This is a genomic window from Azonexus sp. GW821-FHT04F04, assembly GCF_059420025.1.
Genome location: NZ_JBWKSX010000011.1, coordinates 74794 through 93794, shown reverse-complemented (window position 1 = coordinate 93794; position 19001 = coordinate 74794). Strand labels below are relative to the sequence as shown.

The following is a 19001-nucleotide window of genomic DNA, read 5'->3' as shown; positions in this document are numbered from 1 at the left end:
ATGGTTTCTGGAAAGAATCTGGAAATGCAAAACGTGCGGGTATGGGAGAAGCCAAAGCAGTCTATCGGAAAGTTCTTCCGGCTTGGCTTTGACGATACGAATACTCCGTATGCGACGACGCGCCGCGCATTTCGCCAGTGCGCCGCTGGTGTGCTACGACTGCATGCGGCTGAAACCCTGTTCCGACCAAAGAAAGAAGAGTGGCATGCACTTGTGCTTCGCCAGCCGACTGGAAAAGAGTGTGCGTGGTTCTATCGGGATGAATCGCGGTGCCGCGCTGTGTATGCCGAGTGGGCGGGGCACGGCGACCCGGAAGGCTTTGACTTTTCCTTTGAGAGCTTTGTGCATAGTGCTCCAGAGATTGAATTGGTTGAGATGTTGGGAAAAGCCAACCCGCTCGTTGTTCAAGTTCCGGTCGATGCCAGTTCAGAAACGATGGCGGCGCTTGCCAAACTGACTGCGGCTGACCTCAATCGCCAATAATCGGAAAGAACGCGATGAATACTCACGAGAAGTACAAAACGGTCGATCACCATCACTTCGATTTCAGTTATCGGACGGAAGGCGACAAGTTCGAGTATCCGGAATCAGGGCTGATGCTGGTCGGGTGCACGGATGGGCGCTGGCTCGTCCAGCAGGAATTCGGTGACCAATATAGCCAGTTCCCCGGCATCGTGAAGTCCGGCGAGGACTTGGATACCGATCCGACTTTTTACCCCAACGTCGATGACGCCGCACGCGCTGCCTTTGCGTTCATCAAGCAGGTGTATCCGGGCACGCCGGATGAGCGATTGACGGAATTCTTGGAAAGCTAATGGCCGATAAAACAATTTCCCTTGTTGGGCGCAAGCAAGCTGACGAAAAACGACAGCAGCGCGAAAAGAAGATTGACCGCTTAATTCAGTCGAAGCTGACTTTCAAGAAGCCGTTTCCGCCATTCACCTTGCCGGAATACGAGGTTGAACGATTGCTCAAAGCCACCTATGAGGAAAAGGAAACGTTCTATCGTGCAGAAGGTCGGCGGATGAAAATCATCCTGTTGGCCATTGCCATTCTTTGGGCCGGATTCACGCTGTACCGTCAATTTGTCCCCGCGCCTGTTCGACCGGAGCCGCCAAAGCCAACCTTCGAGGCGGCTGGTGTGATCCAGGACATTCAACTGCAAAGCACGACCTTCTCGACCGATACGACCGTCAAGACGACGACCGGTATTTTCCAGGTCCATGGCGGTGTTTCCGCCACAACTGGCGACACGGCGCAGATCAAACGCGAGGGTGAAGGGAGCTTCTTGAAGTCCGCACTGTGCATTGAGTCGAAAATCAAACCGCAGTGCTACCCGATTCTTTAACCGATCAGCATTCAGGGAAATGGATATGAGCGTCGAAATGCTTCGTCTTCTTCAAATCGTGTTTACGTTGCTGGTGGTAATCGCTGGGTCGCTCGTTTGGGCAAAAGAGAACGGGCATAGCCCCCTCAAGGCGGCACCGGTCTGGATTGGCTTCGCTGTACTCGGAGCCGTTGTCTATGTTCTCGATAAGCAGTCTTCGGGAAACACGTCCTATGCCGATCTGTTGAACCGTGAAGCAACGCTGACAACCTTGGGCGGATGGATCATCGTCGCAATCGTTGCAGGGCTGTGCTTTCTGTTCATTCTGAGAATGCTGGTCAAGACGCAGGTTCCGCACATCAAGGATGCAGAATGAACACGAGACAGCGCATTGCCAAGAAGATCATCCTCGCGGGCGATCCGCACGCCTTTGACGATGGCACCCTCTTGGCCGAAGTGGAGCAGCATGAGGATCGCTTGGCAAACGACCCCGAGGTGCAACGGCGGAAAGTGGAAGCCCGAGAGGTTGTGAACCGCGAGTATTTGCCGGTCCTCATCATCGGACTGCTGTTCAATGCCGTGCTTTGGGGTTCTGCCGCGTGGTTCATTCCAGGACTAGTGAAGCCTGCCTTTGCCGCTATCGCATTCATCGCCACCAGCGCCTTCCTGTGGCGAACTGTTCGGGGCTAAGGCGTCATGAACATCGAACATGCCCGACAAGTCACAGGCGCAGTTCCGGACGAACAGCGTGCGGCTCTTTCGGCGGCCCACGACCGCTACATGTACTTTACTGGGGTCTATACCGACGCGGGCCTTAGCGCCGTACAGATCGCCGAGGATCGAGCACGGTTTGCCCACCTCCTGAAATTCACGGACGATGGTCGCCCGTCGCTGAGCGACGAACGATGCGCCGAGTTCATGGCAGCAATCACCTGCTTACCGCTCGATTGGTGCCTGGCCTGGGATGAAGTGGAATTCATTGAAACCCATGGCGAAGACATTTACGCCAAGCAGGACCGCCAGAAACATATCGTGGAGATGGATTGAAACCATGACGATGGATGCACACATTGATGGTGTTGTACCGATTCCCATGAGCCAGGAAGAGAGAAATTTCCTGAGTGGGACGATGCACATACTGGACAACTTGCGCCGGATTCATGCGGCATACGATGATGAAGGACAAGACCTGAGCGCGTGGCCAGCCAAAGCCGCCGCCGAAATTGAGCGTCTGCAAGAACACAGCCGGGTGCTCGAAGGGGCGTTCGAGCGCGGCAAGGCTGCCGAGAAGGCAGATTGGATGCACGAGTGCGCGATTGAAGATGATGTGGACACCGTGGTACGGCGCATGGGCTATGCCGCACAGGCCGACTGGGGGAGTAAGCATGGTGGCACCTAAACCTCATCCGGCAGATGCAGGAGCCGAAGGCGAATGCTCACACGGAAACCCACTATGGGGCTTCTGCTCTCGCTGCCTGCGTTTTGACGCATATCCAGACCAGCCGGATTCCTGGGGACCAACGCGCCTACCTGCTATACCAGCATCCCACAACAAACAAACAGCGCAGCCCGGCCAATAATGCTCCCAAACTGGCAACCCATCGAAGCATTGCCGTTCATTGCCGGAATGCTCGATGACCAATTACAGTCCCTCCACAAGCAGGTAGGAAATCTGGAGCAGTGCCGACATCGACCGGGAGTGCTGGATAGCGAAACGGCCAGTCGCCTGCAAGCAGTGTTCGGCGAGCAACAGGACTTGCTGCCGGTCTTTCGAGAACAGCTCGTGCGATGGCTGGAATTGCCCTTGGATGAACATCAACGCTTGGAAATTAACCGACTGAACGCCGTTCTTGACCAGATGAAAGACGCCATTGAACACATTCTCAGCCTGGCGAAAAATGGACATTGAACCCCATGCAGACAACCATTATCGTGCTTCTCTCCATTGTGTGTCTTGCCTTGGCGCGTGCGTGCCAGGTGCTCTACACCACCCTCAAAATCGAGCGCCGGTGGGCCGACGATCCAGCCAGCTTTCCCAAGCTCGTTGAACGGATGTGCTACCGGGCAACCAAGGGTGACGAATTAGAATGGCTTCGCGTCGAGGTTCGGAAGGCTCTCCGCCTGCTGAATGAACGTCGGCACAATCGAGCCTGACCAATGGCTACAGAGTTACCCAAGAAAATTGAGCGCCGCTGCCCTCGTTGTAGTCGGCACGCTTATCACTGGCTAACAGGAAACGGTGAGCCATCCGCGATCCTGAACACCAAGCTGCACACGGCAACTTGTGCCAACTGCGGCCACTCTTGGCCGTGCCGCGTAATGCAGCGAGACTTATAGACCGGAACAATGCAGCAACTCATCACCGAAAGAATCACCCAGCCCTCACCAGACGAGATCAGAGCCGCACGCGAGCGGGCAAGGCTTAACCAAACACAAGCCGCAGGACTGGTGTCGCCAGCAACGGCAGCAGGCTACAAAACGTGGTCGGGCTATGAACAGCCAGTAGGCACCCGTAACCACCGGGCCATTCCATTGGCGGCGTGGGAACTCTTTCTTCTGCTGACAAACCAGCACCCAACCAAGCATCTGAAAAATGGGACGTCCACCGGAGAATCCGGTAAATAACCAATGAAGTGTTGCGTGCAATAATCCATATGCTACAGTGACTGGTGTTGAGTAGCAGGCTTTCTATGAAAGCCGAGTAGCTGCTGCGTATGGAGGCGAGATGGGGCGAGTCGAGGAATCCGATCTGAGAAGGTGGCGCACGATGGCGGCGACTCGCGTATTGATGGCGTTGGCTGACCACGCCAAAAAGGATGTGACGTTTGTCCCTGTAAAAGACGCTGGTACAGAGCGTTGGCACGCCACTGTGCGAGGACGTGAATTCGAACTCCTTTTGACAGGCACCAAATTCTTCGACTCCCGCGCCGAGAAAGGTGGTGGTGGCGCGGTCGATCTCGCCAGCCACCTTTTCGGTACGGAGTTCCGGGGCGCAGTTGCCTGCTTGCGGCAGAAGGGCATTTGATGAAGCTCTTCTATACCGATGCCAGCTTCGTGGTCGCTGGGTATCCTCTCCCCAACATCCCCTTTCTCTGCGATGCCGAGATGGAACTGGTTTCTGCACCGAATGAATATCTGCGGTATGTGGCTACCGTAAAAGGCCGGACCCGCTCCGAGAAGACCTGGCGGACCTACGGTAACGACCTCCTTGAGTTCTTCGCTTTCCTGGAGGGAAACGACCTGACTTGGGATGGCGTCAACCAGACACAAATCGCCGCTTGGCGGGACGCCATGCTGGAACGCGGTTGTAAGCGCAGTACGGCTAACCAACGGCTCCGCAGTGTTGATGCCTTCTATGACTGGGCCTTGAGGAAAGGAATCACCCATGCCATCCCCTTCTCGAAGGAGGAGATATGGGTTGCCAAGCCGCAGGGATTCCTTGCCCATGTCGATGCCACTGGCGGGCGGTTCGAAGCCAACGAACTGACGGTGCGTACCCACAAATCTCTTCCAAAATTCCTGCATCTGGACCAGGCCAAGACTTTCCTGGAATCCATGACCCCATATCGCCTGAAGTTGATGAGTTACCTGATGCTACTGACCGGGATGCGGCGCGAAGAGGTAGCCAGCTTTGATTACCGGGTACTGCCGAACCCGGCTGGCCGAGATCCAGCCAAACAGATCGCAATGCTCCTTGATCCGGCGCTGACGCCGACCAAGGGCGACAAGGAGCGTACGGTCATGCTGCCCTACGACTTGGCAGTGGCGTTGTACCACTACTTCACCTTTGAATGGCCGAAACTGCTCGCCAAGCATAAGCGCACCCATGGTCAGGAAACCACTTGCCTGTTTCTCTCCGAAGATGGCGAGGCTCTGTCGCTGACTGGGCTGAATAATGCGTTTCGCCGGTTTAGCGAGAAGACTGGCATCAAATGTCACCCTCACATGCTACGGCACACATTCGGCACATACGAGCTGCTGCGCATGAGTCGCGTGAAGACACAAAGTCAGGCGCTGCTCTGGGTCAGGGACCGCATGGGACATAGTTCGATCACCACCACCGAGAAATACGTCCACGCTGCCGATCTTGTTCAACACGACGACGTGGACGGTTTTCAGGCTGACATTTGCCAGGTGCTACGCGATGGCAATTAAACGACAGAAACTCGACCGCAAGATCAACCTGACCATGGACGGCGACCGCGTGGTGGACATGCCTCCAGGGTGGAAATTCACCATTGATTGCCCTCATCACGGCAAGATCACGCTGGACTTTACGTCATATGCTGGTCGCGGACGCGATGAACTACTCGGGCACTTGCGGGATGCCTACTGGAATCTCCGCAAGGAATTCGTTGGTGCAACCCTGAGGAACAATTTCAATGGAGGGTTTCGATATTTATGGCGATTCGTGGAGGATGTCGATCCGACCGCCGAAACGCTAAATTGTCTGTCGCAGGTGGATCGCAACGTCTTTGACCAGTTTATTGCCTGGCTGGAATTGCAGCCGGCCTTACGTGGACCAAGAAAAGGGAGTCCCCTTGCTTTGTCAGCACGCAAGGTAGCCGTGAATCAAGTCAAGGCACTGCTGCGTAACCGCCAAGCAAGAAACCCATTGGCAGTCAGTGGCAAGTTGAGCTTTCCACGCAATCCCTTCCCTAATGCCGACCGGATGATCCCGAGTCGTGACCCCTATTCGATTACGGAACACAAGCGCCTTCTGGCAGCCCTGCATGACGATTTGCAGGCAATCCACGGCAATCAGGACCATGCGCTGTCTTATGACCAAGTAATTGCGGTCCATGTCCTCATTCTTGGCTTCGCTACGGGACGCAATCTGCAATCGCTGCTTGATTTGCGCCGCGACAGTCTACAGAAGCACCCCATCGAAGACAGAGAATTGCTTGTCACCTACAAACGCCGTGGGTGGTCCAGCCAGGCGACAGCGATAGTTGCCGCCGAGAGCGAGTCGGAAAAACGTATGCTGACGGCTATTCCGGTGAGCATTGGAGAGCACTTCCGCTCTCTCTGCGAGATAACCTCGCCTTTGGCTGGGGAGGCCAAAGCCGAAGAACGTGATTTTGTCTTGCTGGTACGGATGAAGATTCGCTCTAAGTTGAATTCGGGCGTTGTGCGCTTTGATGGGGCGCGGGTTGCGCGAGCGCTGCGCGAATTCAGCGTGCGACACGCACTACTCGACGATGCCGGCAGCCCGATAACGCTACATATGTCCCGTGCTCGCCCCACCTTTGCAACGGAGTTGTACCGGCGCTGCCGGGATATTCGCAAGGTAAAGCAGGCGCTTGGTCACACCAAGGTAACCACCACGGCCCGCCATTATGTTGACGCACCACCTGAGGCTGAGCGGGATCATGCACTGGTGGCGGATGCCTTGGTTGGCTTATTCACGAGCCAAGAGGTAGAGGGCAAGGTGTTGGTGGCGGCGGACGGCAAAATCCCGTTGCGGGACGTGAAAGACCTTCTCTCTGGCGGGTACAACACAGGCATTGCCCGCTGCAAGAATCCGTTTCGGGAAAACGAGTCGGTCTGCAAGAAGTTCTTCGCCTGCTTCAAGTGCCCCAGCATGTGCGTCTTCGAGGACGACCTATGGCGGCTGTTCAGCTTCTACTATCGGCTCATTGCTGAACACTCAAAAATCAACGCAGCCCATTGGCTGAAAACCTATGGCCCCATCATTCGGCGGATCGATAGCGACATCGCACCCTTGTTCCCTGCATACAAGGTAGAGGAAGCCCGTGCCAAGGCGCAAACAACGCCGCACCCCACCTGGAAAGGCCCTTTGCTATGACAGTTCGCTTGCTTGATCTCCGTCCGCTGATTGGAGTTTCCTCGGCGGAGAAATGCGAAAGGCCAGTATCAATTGTACTGACGCCTGATGGAACACCCCTGGTGGTCAGTCGCTTGGGTGACAACGTGTGGGACTTCTACCCTTACATTCCGCAAGAAAACCTCCGTCCAGCGCAAAAAATGATCGACTGGAACATCTTGTTGCCCAACGGGACGCGGCTGACTGACCCCGCGAATGCCGCGCTACTGGAATCGTCGAAGGATTTCATCTGGTCGCTGTTTGTAACGCCATCCTCCGGAAGCAAGCGTCCAGCATTTACATCGCTCATCTCCAAGGTTACTGCATTACGCCCGCTGTTGTATTGGATGGTCACTATCGGACTGTCACGATTTTCCGACATGGACGGTCGAACGCTTGACTACGTTCCGTTCGCCAAGCGGGGGAAAAGTGGCAAGCCGGCAACTCCGGCCACTGTTACTGGCCGGTTATCCCTGGTTGAGCAACTACATTTTCAACGAGGCAAGTTCAACGATGCACTCCAGTTGCCGCCCTGGCCATTTGAGTCAGCGATCTCACTGGCTGGCTTGAAAACACATGGGGATTTCGGCAAGCCAAAAACAGAAGTCATTCCAGATGCCGTGATGGCCAAGCTAGCGAACGTTGCCATCGATTACACGCGGAATCGCTCATCCGCAATTCTCGCTGCACTTCGCAACGATGCTTCAGACTCTGTTAATAGTGCTGGCGGGGTGAATGCCACTGAGTTCGTCAAGCTCCGTACCGCTTGCTTCATTGTGATTGCGATGTTCTCCGGTGTTCGTGATTCCGAGGCAATGTCCATTGAAGAAGGGTGTATTGCCAGGGGCAAGAGCAAGGATGACAGCATGGATGTTTGTTGGCTCCATGGCACCATCTACAAAACTGGGGTCCGGCCGCACCGTTGGCTGGTGCCGGCTATTGTCGCCGAGGCTGTGGCGGTCCTCAGCCAGCTAACTTCGCCGCTTCGGGAACGGCTACGGCAAGAAGAGCACGAACTTCTGGCTCGGCTCCCAAATTCCATTGCAAAAGAAAAGTCACGATTGACGAAGAGGCTTCATTCGGTCCAAAAGTCCAAGGTCAAGCTTTTCCTGCGGAATAGTCGCGGCGAAGTCGCAGTTGTCTCAGGCAGTGCCATGAATGATGAACTGAAACGGTTCTGTGTCGATAATGCCATTCTCGACGATGACCTCCAGCCCTATCCGCTGCATACCCACCAATTCCGCCGCACCTATGCCTATTTTGTGGCTCGCTCTGAATTGGGAGACTTACTGACGCTCCGCGACCATTTTGGGCACTGGAGTCTCGACATGACAAGCTATTACGCCGATGGCGCAACCGACGACTTTGAGTCTGACATTGAGCTTCTTGAAATGGTTGCCAAGGAGAAAATCAGTCGCCAGTCCGAAATCATGACGGATTACCTCGACTCCGATGCGCCGCTCGCCAATGGAAGTCACTGGCTGAACGATTGGCGCTCCTCGGTTCGCACGGCGGCCAACAAGGAAGAACTCATCAAGGAGTACGCCGGCACAATCACCCTGAACGGTACGGGACACTCATGGTGCGTAGGCAATGCCCGTGGCACGGGATGCGGCGGTCTGTGCGTCTTTGAGGCGCAGATGTGCGTCGAGTGCAACTACGGCATCATCGGACAAGAGCATCGCTCCGTCTGGCAGGGCATTCGAGAGCAGCAACAGGAAGCGGTGGCGCTCGATGACATGGGGCCAGGTGGCCGGGCGCGGGCGCAGACCATCCTAAATTACGCCGAGAAGGTCTTGCGGCGCCTTGACGGCCAGGAGGCGGCATGAGCGTTGCCGAGGCAACCCAGGAGGCGCTGGCGGCCCAGAAACGCCAGTCGGTAAAGGATACGCGGGAGAAACTAGAGCTTGCCGTTCGTCGTCTCGTGAATGGCAACCCACGTGTCGTGAAGAAGGGAACCAAGATCACCGCCGCATCGGTCGCCAAAGAGGCCGGCGTGGATCGCGTCACCCTCTACCGGTTCCATGAACCGGTGCTGGTCGAGATCCGGAAGATCAACGATACAGCGCCCAAAGCATTGCTCAAGGAAAGTCGTTCGGAATTGGCGCAATCTGCCGCAAAGCAGAAGGAGTATCGGCGTCTGGTTGATGAAGCGCAGGAAGAAGTGGCTGCACTCGCACGCATCAACTATCGGCTAGACGCCCGGATAGCCGAACTGGAAGAACTCATCCGGGTGCGGGATGGGGTAATTGCCGGACTTCAGAAGCAACTGAATGAACGCGATTCGAAGTCTACAACCGTTATCCGGATTCCGTGACTTGTTGCTGCGGCGCCGCATGCTGACATGGTATTCGCTTGGCCGTCTCAGTCCGGCCAAGAGGAGCCGTTCGAGCTAACGAAAATTGTGATCAGCGAACGACAGCTTTCAGATCCATAAACTGCCTTTCAAGGGCAATGGAGCTTTGCCGCTTGGTCAGACAGCGATTGTAGGGCGGGTGCTCGTCGCGCCCCAATGGCTGCCTGGAAGATCGGACCAATGCCGTCCAGGGTGCAGTCATAGTGCCTCCTTGGATCGACACCCGACGTCTAGCCCGCGTAATCGATACTTCACGATGCGGTAACACGACTGAAACCATCAGCCACTAATGTCCTCATTCCGATTTGATTTGCTTTATTGCATGCCGCAGTTGATTCGAAAATCGAATCAGCTACGGCTGGATGGAAGGGGTGCCCATGATTCATCTGAAAGACGTATCCGTCCGTTACCGCGACGATCTGGTGGCCCTCCAGCCGACCTCCCTGCGTTTCGGTCGCGGTGAGTTTACTGTCCTGCTAGGCGCTTCCGGGGCCGGCAAATCCACCCTCCTGCGCTGTCTCAACCTGCTCACCAAGCCAAGCACCGGCCAGATCAATGTGGATGGCATCGGCGCGATCGAGGGAAGTGCTGCCTTGCAGGCCCATCGCCGCCAGACAGGCATGGTTTTCCAGCAGCACCAGCTCATCGAGCGCCATACCGCCCTGGCCAACGTGCTGCTCGGGCGTATCGGCTATCACGCCACCTGGCGCAGCCTCTTTCCGCTGCCACGCGCCGAACGCCAGATCGCGCTCGAATGCCTGAACCGGGTCGGACTTTTGCACAAGGCACTCGCCCGGGTCGACCAACTGAGTGGTGGGCAGCAGCAACGGGTTGGCATCGCCCGGGCTCTGGCCCAGCAGCCGCGCCTGATGCTGGCCGACGAACCGGTGGCCAGCCTTGATCCCGCCAGTTCGCGCCGCGTTCTTTCGCAACTCAAGCAGATTTGCCGCGAAGACGGCATTACGACCGTCGTCAGCCTGCACCAGGTTGAGTTAGCCATGGAATATGCCGACCGGGTGATTGGCCTGGCTCACGGCCGAGTCGTCTTCGATGGCTCGCCCGATACGCTGAACGCCGGTGTGCTTGACATGATCTACGACCAGACGCCGCCCGTGCCTGCACCGCCCGCCGGCACTACCCACCGGCCAAACCATCCATCGCTTGAACTCGCCATCATTGAGGACTGACCCATGAAAAAACTGCTCGCCCTGCTCGGCGCACTGACCATCGCCCTTGGCGCACATGCCGCGCCCAATCCGGATCCGCAAACGCTCAAGGTGGCCCTGCTGCCGGACGAAAATGCCGGCACCGTCATCAAGAACAACCAGCCCTTGAAGGACTACCTGGAAAGCACCCTTGGCAAGAAAGTCGAACTCATCGTCACCACTGATTATTCCTCGATGATCGAAGCCATGCGCTTCGGGCGCATCGATCTGGCCTACTTCGGCCCACTCTCCTACGTTCTGGCGCGCCAGAAAAGCGAGATCGAACCCTTCGTCGCGCTCAAGGCTAAGGGCAGCACCACCTACCAGTCGGTGATCATCGCCAACACCAGCGCCGGGATTACGCGCGTCGAGGACATCAAAGGCCGGAACATGGCGTTCGGCGATAAGGCATCGACGTCGAGCCACCTGATTCCGAAGTCCGTCCTTGCCGAAAAGACGCTGGATGCCGGCCGGGACTATCAGGAACATTTCGTCGGCTCGCATGATGCCGTAGCCATGGCGGTCCAGAACGGACATGCCCAAGCCGGTGGCTTGAGCCGTCCGATCTTCGAGTCCTTGGTTGAGCGCAAGATCATCGATCCGGCCAAGGTCGCCGTACTCGAATATTCAAAGCCCTTCCCGCAGTACCCCTGGACGATGCGCTCCAACCTGAATCCGGAATTGAAAGAGAAGATTCGCGCCGCCTTCCTCAACCTCAAGGATCCTGCCGTTCTCAAGCCCTTCAAGGCAGAAGGCTTTGACGTGATCACCGACAAGCATTACGACGTCGTCCGCAATCTGGGCCCCCTCCTCAAGATCGATCTTTCCAAGTTCCAGTGAGCATGACGACCCGCACCCTTGATCACGATCAGATCATTGATCAACAGCAGCGCGCCTGGAACATCGGCGCCCTGCGACTGGTGGCTATCCTTCTGGTCATCGGCCTATGCACGCACTATGTCGGACTGTTCGACGGCGAGCGACTGGCTGACGGCGGACCGGCCATCCTCCGTCTGCTCAGTGAAATGTTTCCACCGGACTTTCAGAATGCCCGCAGCTGGCTCAAGCCCCTGATCGACACGCTGGCCATGAGCGTGGCTGGTACTGCCCTGGCGGTGGTGCTTTCCGTTCCCCTGGCCTTCCTCGCCGCCCGCAACACGACGCCGCATCCGGCGATCTATCAGGCCGCCCGGGGCACCCTGAATGCCCTCCGCTCGATTCCAGAACTGATCCTCGGCATCATATTCGTTGCCGCGGTCGGCTTTGGCGCGCTGCCCGGCGTGCTGGCCCTGGGCCTGCACTCGGTCGGGATGATCGGCAAGTTCTTTGCCGAAGCTATCGAGCATGCCGACGAAGCGCCCATCGAGGCGGCGCGCGCCGCCGGCGCCACACCGATCCAGGTTCTCCTGCATGGCGTCATCCCGCAGGTGCTGCCGCAAATGGCCGACATCTCGATCTATCGCTGGGAATACAACTTCCGGGCGTCGACCGTCATGGGCATGGTGGGTGCTGGCGGCATTGGCTTCGAGCTCATGGGCTCCCTGCGCATCATGCAGTATCAGGAGGTTTCCGCCATCCTGCTCGTGATCCTGCTCATGGTTACCCTGGTCGATGCCTTCAGCAGCACGCTCAGAAAACGCTTCAAATGATTGGAAACAACTTGAAACCCAAAGTCGTCCTCACCAGCTGGGTGCATCCGGAAATCATCGACCGGCTGGCCGAACATTGCGACGTTGTACCCAATACGACACGCGAGCGACTCTCCCGGGAAGAAATCCTGAGTCGCACGCAGGATGCTGATGCAATCATGACCTTCATGACCGACAGCATCGACGATGCGTTCCTTGCCGCCTGTCCCCGCCTGCGGGTCGTCGGCTGCGCCTTGAAGGGCTATGACAACTACGATGTCGACGCCTGCACCCTGCGTGGTGTCTGGCTCACCAACGTGCCTGACCTGCTGACCATTCCGACCGCGGAACTGACCATCGGCCTGTTGATCGGATTGACCCGTAAGATCCTTCAGGGCGACCGGCTGGTCCGCAGCGGCTCCTTCGATGGCTGGCGGCCGGTACTTTACGGCGCCGGCCTGACCGGCAGAACTCTCGGCATCATTGGCATGGGCGCTGTCGGGCAGGCCATCGCCGCCCGCCTGCAAGGCTATGAACTGAAGCTGCTCTACGCCGATCCCCGCCCCTTGCAGGCCGACGTCGAGGCCCGCCTTGGCCTGCGCCGCGTGGCCGTCGATCAGTTGCTGGCGGAAAGCGACTATGTCGTTCCGATGCTCCCGTATAAGGCGGACACGCTACACCTGATCGACGCCGGCGCGATTGCCAGCATGAAGACCGGGGCGTTCCTCGTCAATGCCTGTCGCGGCTCCGTCGTCGATGAGGCGGCGGTGGCCGATGCACTGGCCCGCGGCAAGCTCGCCGGCTATGCGGCAGATGTCTACGAACTCGAGGAATGGGCTCGGCCGGATCGGCCGACTAACATACCCGGGCATCTGTTGGCGGATTCCGAGCGAACGCTGTTCACCCCCCATATTGGTTCTGCGGTGGACACGGTCCGCCTGGCGATTGAACAGGAGGCAACAACCAACATCCTGCAGGCGCTGGCTGGCCAGCAACCGCAGGGCGCCGTCAATCGCCCGTTAGAAAAGGTCGCGGCCTGAGCACGCTCAATCTCGACCAGGTCGCGAGTTTTCTCGCCATCGCCCGACTGGAAAGCTTCCGCGCAGCGGCGCGGGAGCTGGGGATTTCCCAGGCAGCCATCTCGCAGCAATTGCAGAAGCTGGAGAACATTCTGGGCGCCCGTCTGGTCGAGCGGGATCCCCGGGGCTGTCGCCTGACGGTGGAGGGGCGGACGTTCGAAAGCCATGCCCGGGATCTTCAGCGTCTCGCCAGCCATGCGCTCAATACCTTCCGGGAGCGTCGCCTGGCCATCGGCGCCAGCAGCAATATCGGCATCTACCTGCTCCATCCCTACCTCAAGGCCTATGGCGAACAAAGCGGGGCGAACGTAGACATCCAGATTCACCAAAACCCGGTGGTTGCTGAAAAGCTCGCCAATGGCGAGATCGACGTCGCCCTTATGGAATGGTGGGACGAGCGCCCTGGCTTTGTCTCCCGCATCTGGAGAACCGAGGAAATGGTCGTCATCGTTGCCCCCGACCATCCGTGGGCAGGACTGCCCTGTTTGAGTCGCAGCCAGTTAAGAGAGACGCCGATGCTTGGTGGCGAGCCCGGTACAGGTACCGGACGGCTTCTGGCCGAATATATGGGTGTCGAATTGGCCGCACTGCCAATCGGCGCGCGCCTGGGTTCAACCGATGCCGTCAAGCAATGGGTCAAAGCGGGGATGGGCGTGTCGCTGGCCCTTGCCGGAACAGTCGAAGACGAGACAAGAATGGCGAAGCTGGTCGCCATCCCGCTGGAAGGAAATTCGCCACCGCGCAAGGCCCTCCAGGTGATCTGGCGGGATTCGCTCGGCGAGGAGCATGCTGCGTGTCGATTCGGTACTTGGCTGGCAGGCTCCGCCGCCTGATCACATCGATACAAGTATCCGGGTTGAACTGGCATGCTGACCATGTCTGGGTGTCGCCACCCGTTTCATTGCCGAGTAGATTGGGAAACTGCCTCACTACTGTGTAACCATTTGCTCCATTGCCTGCGCTGGCTGATAAGGAATCCAAAGTTCCTATAGCATTCCATGGTGTGACCAATCTCATAGCAGCAAACGAAACTTGAGCGGTCAAATCCAAATCATCGCTTGGGTGCAGCTTTGACCGAGAACCCAGCCAAGGTTAGTTTGCCGTGACCGGCGCATTATGATCAGGAAGCTGCCATAAAAATTGCAAATGTCATCTGGCGATTTTGGGCACGAAGCTGTCGCTCTCCGGTGTTGGCCAATAGAAATTTGTGCTGCCAATTTGGTGCGGCGCACCAGGTTAGGTTGGTCCGACAACCCGGTCAAAATTGGCACCATGAACGTCAATACGCCACACTTAATTTGTTGCGTATCGTGTAGTAGCTTGCCAATAGGCGAATACGCCATTACGCAACACTTGCAAAGGATTACATAAAATCCGGAGAGTGAAATTACGGGGATGCTATTTCAACGGCTCACGTCCACCGGAAAATCCGGATACCCCAGGGATCTGAAGCCTGCCAACTCTCGTCGCCAGACAGGCTGACCAGCCGCGGCCAGCGATCATGCACGGCCGGCATGCCGCCAGATGGTAAGGGAAACTGAGCTTTCAACCCGTAAGCAGTGGCGGTTTCTATGGGAACCGTGACCACATAGACCCGCCCATCAGGATCGGCACCGACTGGGGGAACGAAGAGCCCTTGCAACGCCGCACCTGGCGGCAGACTGAACCAATAGTTGCATCGATCAATCGGCGAACGTTCTCCGAAGCTGGTCACTGCAATTCGAACTGGCCGAGGGCTCAATCGGCGCCAACGCCCGTCGCGAATTGACTCAAGGCGAGCGCATGGCCCCTTTGGATACGGATGACTCTGCTCATCGTAATGGACGCCCCAGCGGACCATAGCTATACCACCGGAGCGCGTCACAACCGGGAGTTGAGCCTCTCGATCGGCAAACCTAACGTGATGCTCCGGCCAGGAGACGGCATTGCACATGCAAGCCAGCCTTTTAGTCAGGACGTGATCGCGACTTCCGCAAGGGAAGAACCTGCCTCGAGCAGCTGGGCGAGCCATGCAGGCTTGCGACCGCGCCCGGTCCAGGTCAAGGATGGATCTTGGGGGTGCCGATACTTGGGGGCGACCACACGCTTCGCGACAGTACCTTCGCCGGCGGTGGCCGTACCCGTTCCGACCAATTCTTCCAAGGCATAGCCGCGTGCCTTCGCCAGTTCGCGAACCTCGTTCAGGATTGCCTTCTTTTCCTGGGCCTCGCGCTTGCGGATTTCGGCTGGAATGGCGGCCAGCAATTCCCGCAGCTTCGGAACAGATATTTGGGTCAGATCAGTGATGTTCGACATCGTGTGGCGCTCCTTTGGCGGTGAATATTCTTGGAACCCAGTATTTTATGCGGCCCCCACGAAGTTTTTGGACCCAAAAGAAAAATCCGTTGCCCTTCGATTTCCTGTCACTATCCTGATAATTGTTATTATCGGGATTGTATTTATAAGTCAAATCCGGCATATTGACGGCGTAGGAAGTGAATTCCACTGGAGAAAGAGTTACCGTGACACTGATCGCCATACGCGCAAACGACGGACTGGAGGTTGAATCGTTCTCTGTCCCTGCCGCAGAGTGGGAAAGAATGCGACGCCTGCCGCTCGGAACATTCAGGATGATTGGCTCGGCGTGGCCGGCCGTCCTCAAGCGCAGCATTCGTGGGACGCAGTTCTTCGCACATGCACCAGGATTTACAGGGACCAAGCCGGAACCAGAATCCGAGCAACACGCATGGGCCAAGATCGCTATCGCCAAGGCATTGCGTGCCGCCGGCCATACTGCTTGGGTTGAGCGATCAGGAACGAGTCCCAGTGGCGAATCTTGGCAGGCAGACGTCCTTTGCCAAACCAAGGAGCGACTGATCGCGATTGAAGTTCAGCTCGCGCAGCAAACGCTGGAGACTTACGAAACACGGAGCGCTCGCTACACGGACTCGGGCGTCAATTGTGTTTGGCTGGTCCGGGCACCGGCGCACTACGGCGCTCTGGGAAAGGCAATCTACTACCGATTGCATCAACAGGGCATTGATCCGCCCGCTCGCCCCGCCCTGCCGCACCTGGCCGCCTTGCCTCTCACCCTCGGGACTGCAAAAAACGCGGCGCTCGAGGAAATGCGGGTTGTGGTGTTTCCGGAAGGGGCCCCTCAGTGCATTACCGTTTCCGAATTTGCCGTTGGTATGGCCGCCGGGAAACTCGTCTTTTCCGACCAGCAATGGCAGTGGCGGGAATCCGGGTATCCGCTTTCAAGTTAAGCGGCCATTCACACCATGCACTATTGGAAGAATAGAAGCCAGGCGACGAAGCTCATGAAGCCTGCCGAACAAACCGACCTTATGGTTGTGCCTCGCATGCATCTACAGATGCTTCTCGGTGGCCAGTTGGAGTTGGAGTATCTCTACTCGATCGCAGGCGTCTTCAACATTGCGAGCGCACTAGCCAACTATCGGCGCCGGCGCGAACTCGAGGAAGCATTTGATAGCGCTCAACTGATCATGGCCAAGCTGATCCAGGAGTTCAGCATACCCACAGATGAAGAGGCCCTGCAGATCACGAATAGCTTCAATGCTGCCGATCGGCTGATTCGTACTCAGACGAAGCCAGACCTGGCCAAGGTGATCGCTTACGTGGACCGCCGGATCGCCCGGGGCGACGTTGTAAAGCCCAAGGGCAACCAGGGAGAAAAAACGTGAGCCAGCACGTCGAGGCCATCAACGAGGTCACCCACTACACCAGAGTCGACTTCACGGCGTTGCGCGCCTACCTGTGCAAGATCGAGAGCGAGACGATCCTACGGCTCTACTACCACGAGGACGATCTCGAAGATCGGCAAATCGAAGGTCCGGCGGCACTGGGCCGGTTCCTTGAGCACATGCGCGACGATCTGATCAGTCGCCTGATCGACTCCAATCCGCACGTAGCAGAGGCCCTGCAGCGCGCCCGGCAAAGCTCTATTTGGTCGAAGACGGCAATCGACTATCTGGTCGGCGCCGCAGACGCCGCGGTGACAACGCCGCGTCCCAAGGATCCAGTTACTCTTTGGTTCCGCCCTGTTGCAGCAAAGCGCCTCAAGGCCGATGGTATCGAGACCCTTGAACACTTGATGAAGGCTATCCGGGCGCGCGGTAGAGGCTGGTACCGACCGATCGCCTGCCTCGGGAAGGGTAAAGCAGACACGATTGTGCGCTGGCTGCGCCGCTACGAAGCAACGCTTGGCTCGCTTCCACACGCCCTTTCCGATATCGAAGACGAGCTGCGTTCGGACTTCGTGGTCGTCGACCGCTTTACCACTGCCCTCGTCCCGTTCGAACGCATGCGTTTGGCCAAGAACCTCGACGGTTCCCAGGGGGAGAATCGCCATCACATATTCCCGCTGATCACGGCGAGAAACGACTACGACGCGGTGCAAGCCTACCTGTACAAATACCGGGGACAGGACAAAACGCATCGGTCCTACCAGAAGGAAATCGAGCGTTTCCTACTCTGGTGCATCAGCGAACGCGGCAAGGCTCTGTCAAGCATGCTGGTCGATGACTGCGAAGCGTATAAGGATTTTCTCGCCGCCCCGCCAGAGCGTTGGCAAGGTGTACGACGGCCGCGCAAAAGTCCGGACTGGCGACCATTCGCTGGCACGCCGGCACCCGAGTCGCAACGCTACGCCGTTCAGGCCTTGCGTGCCTTCTTCAACTACCTGGTCGGCGTACGTTATCTGGCCGCAAATCCGTGGATAGCCGTTAAAGACCCGGCAGTCGACCAGCAGATCAACACAATGCAGATCGAAAAGGCGTTGCCGGCCGATCTGTGGAACAAGCTGGCCGACGAAGGTGGAATTCTCGATCAGCTATGTGCCTTGCCAGAAGCTGAAGTCAGAACCCGGTACCGCCTCAAGGGCTTTGGCGCCCGCCAACCGGTGTCATCCCAGCTCCGATTATTCCGTGCCATCGTACTGCTCTTGGGCAACACAGGCCTACGGCGCGAAGAAGCGGCTTTCGCCTACCGGCGCAATCTGCAGCCCTACCCGCAGGAACCTGGGATTTGGCGACTGGCAGTATTGGGCAAGCGGTCTAAATGGCGGTTCGTCTATCCCAGCGACCGGGAAATAAACGCCATCCGCGCCCACTGGACAGACCGCGGCGACGATTTCAGCTTCGGCATGTCCGACATTCCATTACTGTCACCGGTGATTATTCCGCCTACCGGGCTATCGCTCACGAAACATGGGGATGGAAGCGGACACACGAGCGGCAAGGGATTTTCACCGGACGGCATTTATACTTCAGTCACCAGTTGGCTGAAACGCATTGCCGATGATGATCTCCTAGATCTCAGCATCGAGGAACGCAATACCCTGAGAACATCAGGCATCCATGCGTTCAGACACACCTTTGGCACTCAGGCTGTGGCCGATGACATGCCGCTGGACGTGGTTCAGAAGATACTTGGGCATTCCACCCTCAACACCACCACGATATACGTGCAGTCCGAAACCAAGCGGGCAGCATCCGAGGTTGGCAAATGGATGGCAAAGAAGCGGGGGAAAGGGCCGATTTAGCCACTGGTTTTCCGGTAGCCGACAGATATAAATGTCG

Annotated in this window: 24 protein-coding genes; 23 read left to right on the top strand and 1 reads right to left on the bottom strand. The window is 57.4% G+C overall.

The genetic code is table 11. The features are described from left to right. The 20 genes from AC07TV_RS18720 (at window position 1) to AC07TV_RS18625 (ending at window position 14255) form a co-directional block, all read left to right on the top strand. Entirely contained in the window at window positions 1-483 is a 483-nt protein-coding gene (locus tag AC07TV_RS18720) for a hypothetical protein (protein WP_494649882.1), read from the top strand. Window positions 484-497: 14 nt separating this feature from the next. Then, window positions 498-815, top strand: coding sequence for a hypothetical protein (locus AC07TV_RS18715; RefSeq protein ID WP_494649881.1), 318 nt, complete (start codon window positions 498-500; stop codon window positions 813-815). Further along, window positions 815-1348 carry a hypothetical protein gene (locus AC07TV_RS18710; RefSeq protein ID WP_494649880.1) on the top strand — a complete coding sequence of 178 codons (534 nt, stop codon included), beginning with the start codon at window positions 815-817 and terminating at the stop codon, window positions 1346-1348. The genes AC07TV_RS18715 and AC07TV_RS18710 overlap by 1 nt, the downstream gene beginning before the upstream one ends. Before the next feature lie 25 nt (window positions 1349-1373). Then, entirely contained in the window at window positions 1374-1703 is a 330-nt protein-coding gene (locus AC07TV_RS18705) for a hypothetical protein (protein ID WP_494649879.1), read from the top strand. Then, window positions 1700-2017, top strand: coding sequence for a hypothetical protein (locus AC07TV_RS18700; RefSeq protein WP_494649878.1), 318 nt, complete (start codon window positions 1700-1702; stop codon window positions 2015-2017). Before AC07TV_RS18705 ends, AC07TV_RS18700 begins: the two co-directional genes overlap by 4 nt. A gap of 6 nt (window positions 2018-2023) precedes the next feature. Beyond that, complete coding sequence (locus AC07TV_RS18695; RefSeq protein ID WP_494649877.1) at window positions 2024-2374, top strand: hypothetical protein; 351 nt, start codon at window positions 2024-2026, stop codon at window positions 2372-2374. Between the two features lie 4 nt (window positions 2375-2378). Further along, window positions 2379-2726, top strand: a complete 348-nt coding sequence (locus tag AC07TV_RS18690; RefSeq protein WP_494649876.1) for a hypothetical protein — start codon at window positions 2379-2381, stop codon at window positions 2724-2726. Between the two features lie 180 nt (window positions 2727-2906). Then, the gene (locus AC07TV_RS18685) at window positions 2907-3236 is read left to right on the top strand and encodes a hypothetical protein (protein ID WP_494649875.1); all 330 of its coding nucleotides are present in this window, start codon (window positions 2907-2909) and stop codon (window positions 3234-3236) included. A gap of 5 nt (window positions 3237-3241) precedes the next feature. Next, a complete protein-coding gene (locus AC07TV_RS18680; RefSeq protein WP_494649874.1) occupies window positions 3242-3481 on the top strand; it encodes a hypothetical protein in 240 nt (79 codons plus the stop codon). A 192-nt stretch (window positions 3482-3673) separates the two neighbouring features. Beyond that, window positions 3674-3952 (top strand): hypothetical protein, encoded by a 279-nt coding sequence (locus tag AC07TV_RS18675; RefSeq protein ID WP_494649873.1) that lies wholly within the window; start codon window positions 3674-3676, stop codon window positions 3950-3952. 142 nt (window positions 3953-4094) lie between these two features. Next, on the top strand, window positions 4095-4352 hold the full coding sequence (locus AC07TV_RS18670; RefSeq protein ID WP_494649872.1) for a hypothetical protein: 258 nt from the start codon (window positions 4095-4097) through the stop codon (window positions 4350-4352). Continuing rightward, window positions 4352-5482, top strand: coding sequence for a tyrosine-type recombinase/integrase (locus AC07TV_RS18665; protein ID WP_494649871.1), 1131 nt, complete (start codon window positions 4352-4354; stop codon window positions 5480-5482). The genes AC07TV_RS18670 and AC07TV_RS18665 overlap by 1 nt, the downstream gene beginning before the upstream one ends. Continuing rightward, complete coding sequence (locus tag AC07TV_RS18660) at window positions 5472-7136, top strand: tyrosine-type recombinase/integrase (protein WP_494649870.1); 1665 nt, start codon at window positions 5472-5474, stop codon at window positions 7134-7136. Before AC07TV_RS18665 ends, AC07TV_RS18660 begins: the two co-directional genes overlap by 11 nt. After that, window positions 7133-8983 (top strand): site-specific integrase, encoded by a 1851-nt coding sequence (locus AC07TV_RS18655; protein WP_494649869.1) that lies wholly within the window; start codon window positions 7133-7135, stop codon window positions 8981-8983. Before AC07TV_RS18660 ends, AC07TV_RS18655 begins: the two co-directional genes overlap by 4 nt. After that, window positions 8980-9471, top strand: coding sequence for a hypothetical protein (locus AC07TV_RS18650; RefSeq protein ID WP_494649868.1), 492 nt, complete (start codon window positions 8980-8982; stop codon window positions 9469-9471). The genes AC07TV_RS18655 and AC07TV_RS18650 overlap by 4 nt, the downstream gene beginning before the upstream one ends. Before the next feature lie 416 nt (window positions 9472-9887). Then, a complete protein-coding gene (gene phnC / locus AC07TV_RS18645; protein ID WP_076471914.1) occupies window positions 9888-10697 on the top strand; it encodes a phosphonate ABC transporter ATP-binding protein in 810 nt (269 codons plus the stop codon). Between the two features lie 3 nt (window positions 10698-10700). Continuing rightward, a complete protein-coding gene (gene phnD, locus AC07TV_RS18640) occupies window positions 10701-11555 on the top strand; it encodes a phosphate/phosphite/phosphonate ABC transporter substrate-binding protein (RefSeq protein WP_494649867.1) in 855 nt (284 codons plus the stop codon). Between the two features lie 2 nt (window positions 11556-11557). Then, window positions 11558-12364, top strand: coding sequence for a phosphonate ABC transporter, permease protein PhnE (gene phnE / locus AC07TV_RS18635; protein WP_076471910.1), 807 nt, complete (start codon window positions 11558-11560; stop codon window positions 12362-12364). An 11-nt stretch (window positions 12365-12375) separates the two neighbouring features. After that, window positions 12376-13383, top strand: a complete 1008-nt coding sequence (locus AC07TV_RS18630) for a phosphonate dehydrogenase (RefSeq protein ID WP_494649866.1) — start codon at window positions 12376-12378, stop codon at window positions 13381-13383. Beyond that, window positions 13380-14255, top strand: a complete 876-nt coding sequence (locus AC07TV_RS18625; RefSeq protein ID WP_494649930.1) for a LysR family transcriptional regulator — start codon at window positions 13380-13382, stop codon at window positions 14253-14255. The genes AC07TV_RS18630 and AC07TV_RS18625 overlap by 4 nt, the downstream gene beginning before the upstream one ends. Before the next feature lie 1117 nt (window positions 14256-15372). Here AC07TV_RS18625 and AC07TV_RS18620 read toward each other — a convergent pair. Next, on the bottom strand, window positions 15373-15717 hold the full coding sequence (locus AC07TV_RS18620; RefSeq protein ID WP_494649865.1) for an H-NS histone family protein: 345 nt from the start codon (window positions 15715-15717) through the stop codon (window positions 15373-15375). 206 nt (window positions 15718-15923) lie between these two features. Here AC07TV_RS18620 and AC07TV_RS18615 point away from each other — a divergent pair, with 206 nt between their 5' ends. From AC07TV_RS18615 to AC07TV_RS18605, 3 genes are read left to right on the top strand one after another with little or no spacing between them, the layout of a single operon-like run. Continuing rightward, a complete protein-coding gene (locus AC07TV_RS18615) occupies window positions 15924-16667 on the top strand; it encodes a competence protein CoiA family protein (protein WP_494649864.1) in 744 nt (247 codons plus the stop codon). Window positions 16668-16721: 54 nt separating this feature from the next. Then, entirely contained in the window at window positions 16722-17105 is a 384-nt protein-coding gene (locus tag AC07TV_RS18610) for a hypothetical protein (RefSeq protein ID WP_494649863.1), read from the top strand. After that, window positions 17102-18964, top strand: a complete 1863-nt coding sequence (locus AC07TV_RS18605) for a site-specific integrase (protein ID WP_494649862.1) — start codon at window positions 17102-17104, stop codon at window positions 18962-18964. Before AC07TV_RS18610 ends, AC07TV_RS18605 begins: the two co-directional genes overlap by 4 nt. Window positions 18965-19001: the final 37 nt, after the last annotated feature.

Coding starts and splice junctions, on each gene's coding strand:
- AC07TV_RS18720 (WP_494649882.1), top strand. CDS start 1: ATGGTTTCTGGAAAGAATCTGGAAATGCAAAACGTGCGGGTATGGGAG.
- AC07TV_RS18715 (WP_494649881.1), top strand. CDS start 498: ATGAATACTCACGAGAAGTACAAAACGGTCGATCACCATCACTTCGAT.
- AC07TV_RS18710 (WP_494649880.1), top strand. CDS start 815: ATGGCCGATAAAACAATTTCCCTTGTTGGGCGCAAGCAAGCTGACGAA.
- AC07TV_RS18705 (WP_494649879.1), top strand. CDS start 1,374: ATGAGCGTCGAAATGCTTCGTCTTCTTCAAATCGTGTTTACGTTGCTG.
- AC07TV_RS18700 (WP_494649878.1), top strand. CDS start 1,700: ATGAACACGAGACAGCGCATTGCCAAGAAGATCATCCTCGCGGGCGAT.
- AC07TV_RS18695 (WP_494649877.1), top strand. CDS start 2,024: ATGAACATCGAACATGCCCGACAAGTCACAGGCGCAGTTCCGGACGAA.
- AC07TV_RS18690 (WP_494649876.1), top strand. CDS start 2,379: ATGACGATGGATGCACACATTGATGGTGTTGTACCGATTCCCATGAGC.
- AC07TV_RS18685 (WP_494649875.1), top strand. CDS start 2,907: ATGCTCCCAAACTGGCAACCCATCGAAGCATTGCCGTTCATTGCCGGA.
- AC07TV_RS18680 (WP_494649874.1), top strand. CDS start 3,242: ATGCAGACAACCATTATCGTGCTTCTCTCCATTGTGTGTCTTGCCTTG.
- AC07TV_RS18675 (WP_494649873.1), top strand. CDS start 3,674: ATGCAGCAACTCATCACCGAAAGAATCACCCAGCCCTCACCAGACGAG.
- AC07TV_RS18670 (WP_494649872.1), top strand. CDS start 4,095: ATGGCGGCGACTCGCGTATTGATGGCGTTGGCTGACCACGCCAAAAAG.
- AC07TV_RS18665 (WP_494649871.1), top strand. CDS start 4,352: ATGAAGCTCTTCTATACCGATGCCAGCTTCGTGGTCGCTGGGTATCCT.
- AC07TV_RS18660 (WP_494649870.1), top strand. CDS start 5,472: ATGGCAATTAAACGACAGAAACTCGACCGCAAGATCAACCTGACCATG.
- AC07TV_RS18655 (WP_494649869.1), top strand. CDS start 7,133: ATGACAGTTCGCTTGCTTGATCTCCGTCCGCTGATTGGAGTTTCCTCG.
- AC07TV_RS18650 (WP_494649868.1), top strand. CDS start 8,980: ATGAGCGTTGCCGAGGCAACCCAGGAGGCGCTGGCGGCCCAGAAACGC.
- phnC (WP_076471914.1), top strand. CDS start 9,888: ATGATTCATCTGAAAGACGTATCCGTCCGTTACCGCGACGATCTGGTG.
- phnD (WP_494649867.1), top strand. CDS start 10,701: ATGAAAAAACTGCTCGCCCTGCTCGGCGCACTGACCATCGCCCTTGGC.
- phnE (WP_076471910.1), top strand. CDS start 11,558: ATGACGACCCGCACCCTTGATCACGATCAGATCATTGATCAACAGCAG.
- AC07TV_RS18620 (WP_494649865.1), bottom strand. CDS start 15,717: ATGTCGAACATCACTGATCTGACCCAAATATCTGTTCCGAAGCTGCGG.
- AC07TV_RS18610 (WP_494649863.1), top strand. CDS start 16,722: ATGAAGCCTGCCGAACAAACCGACCTTATGGTTGTGCCTCGCATGCAT.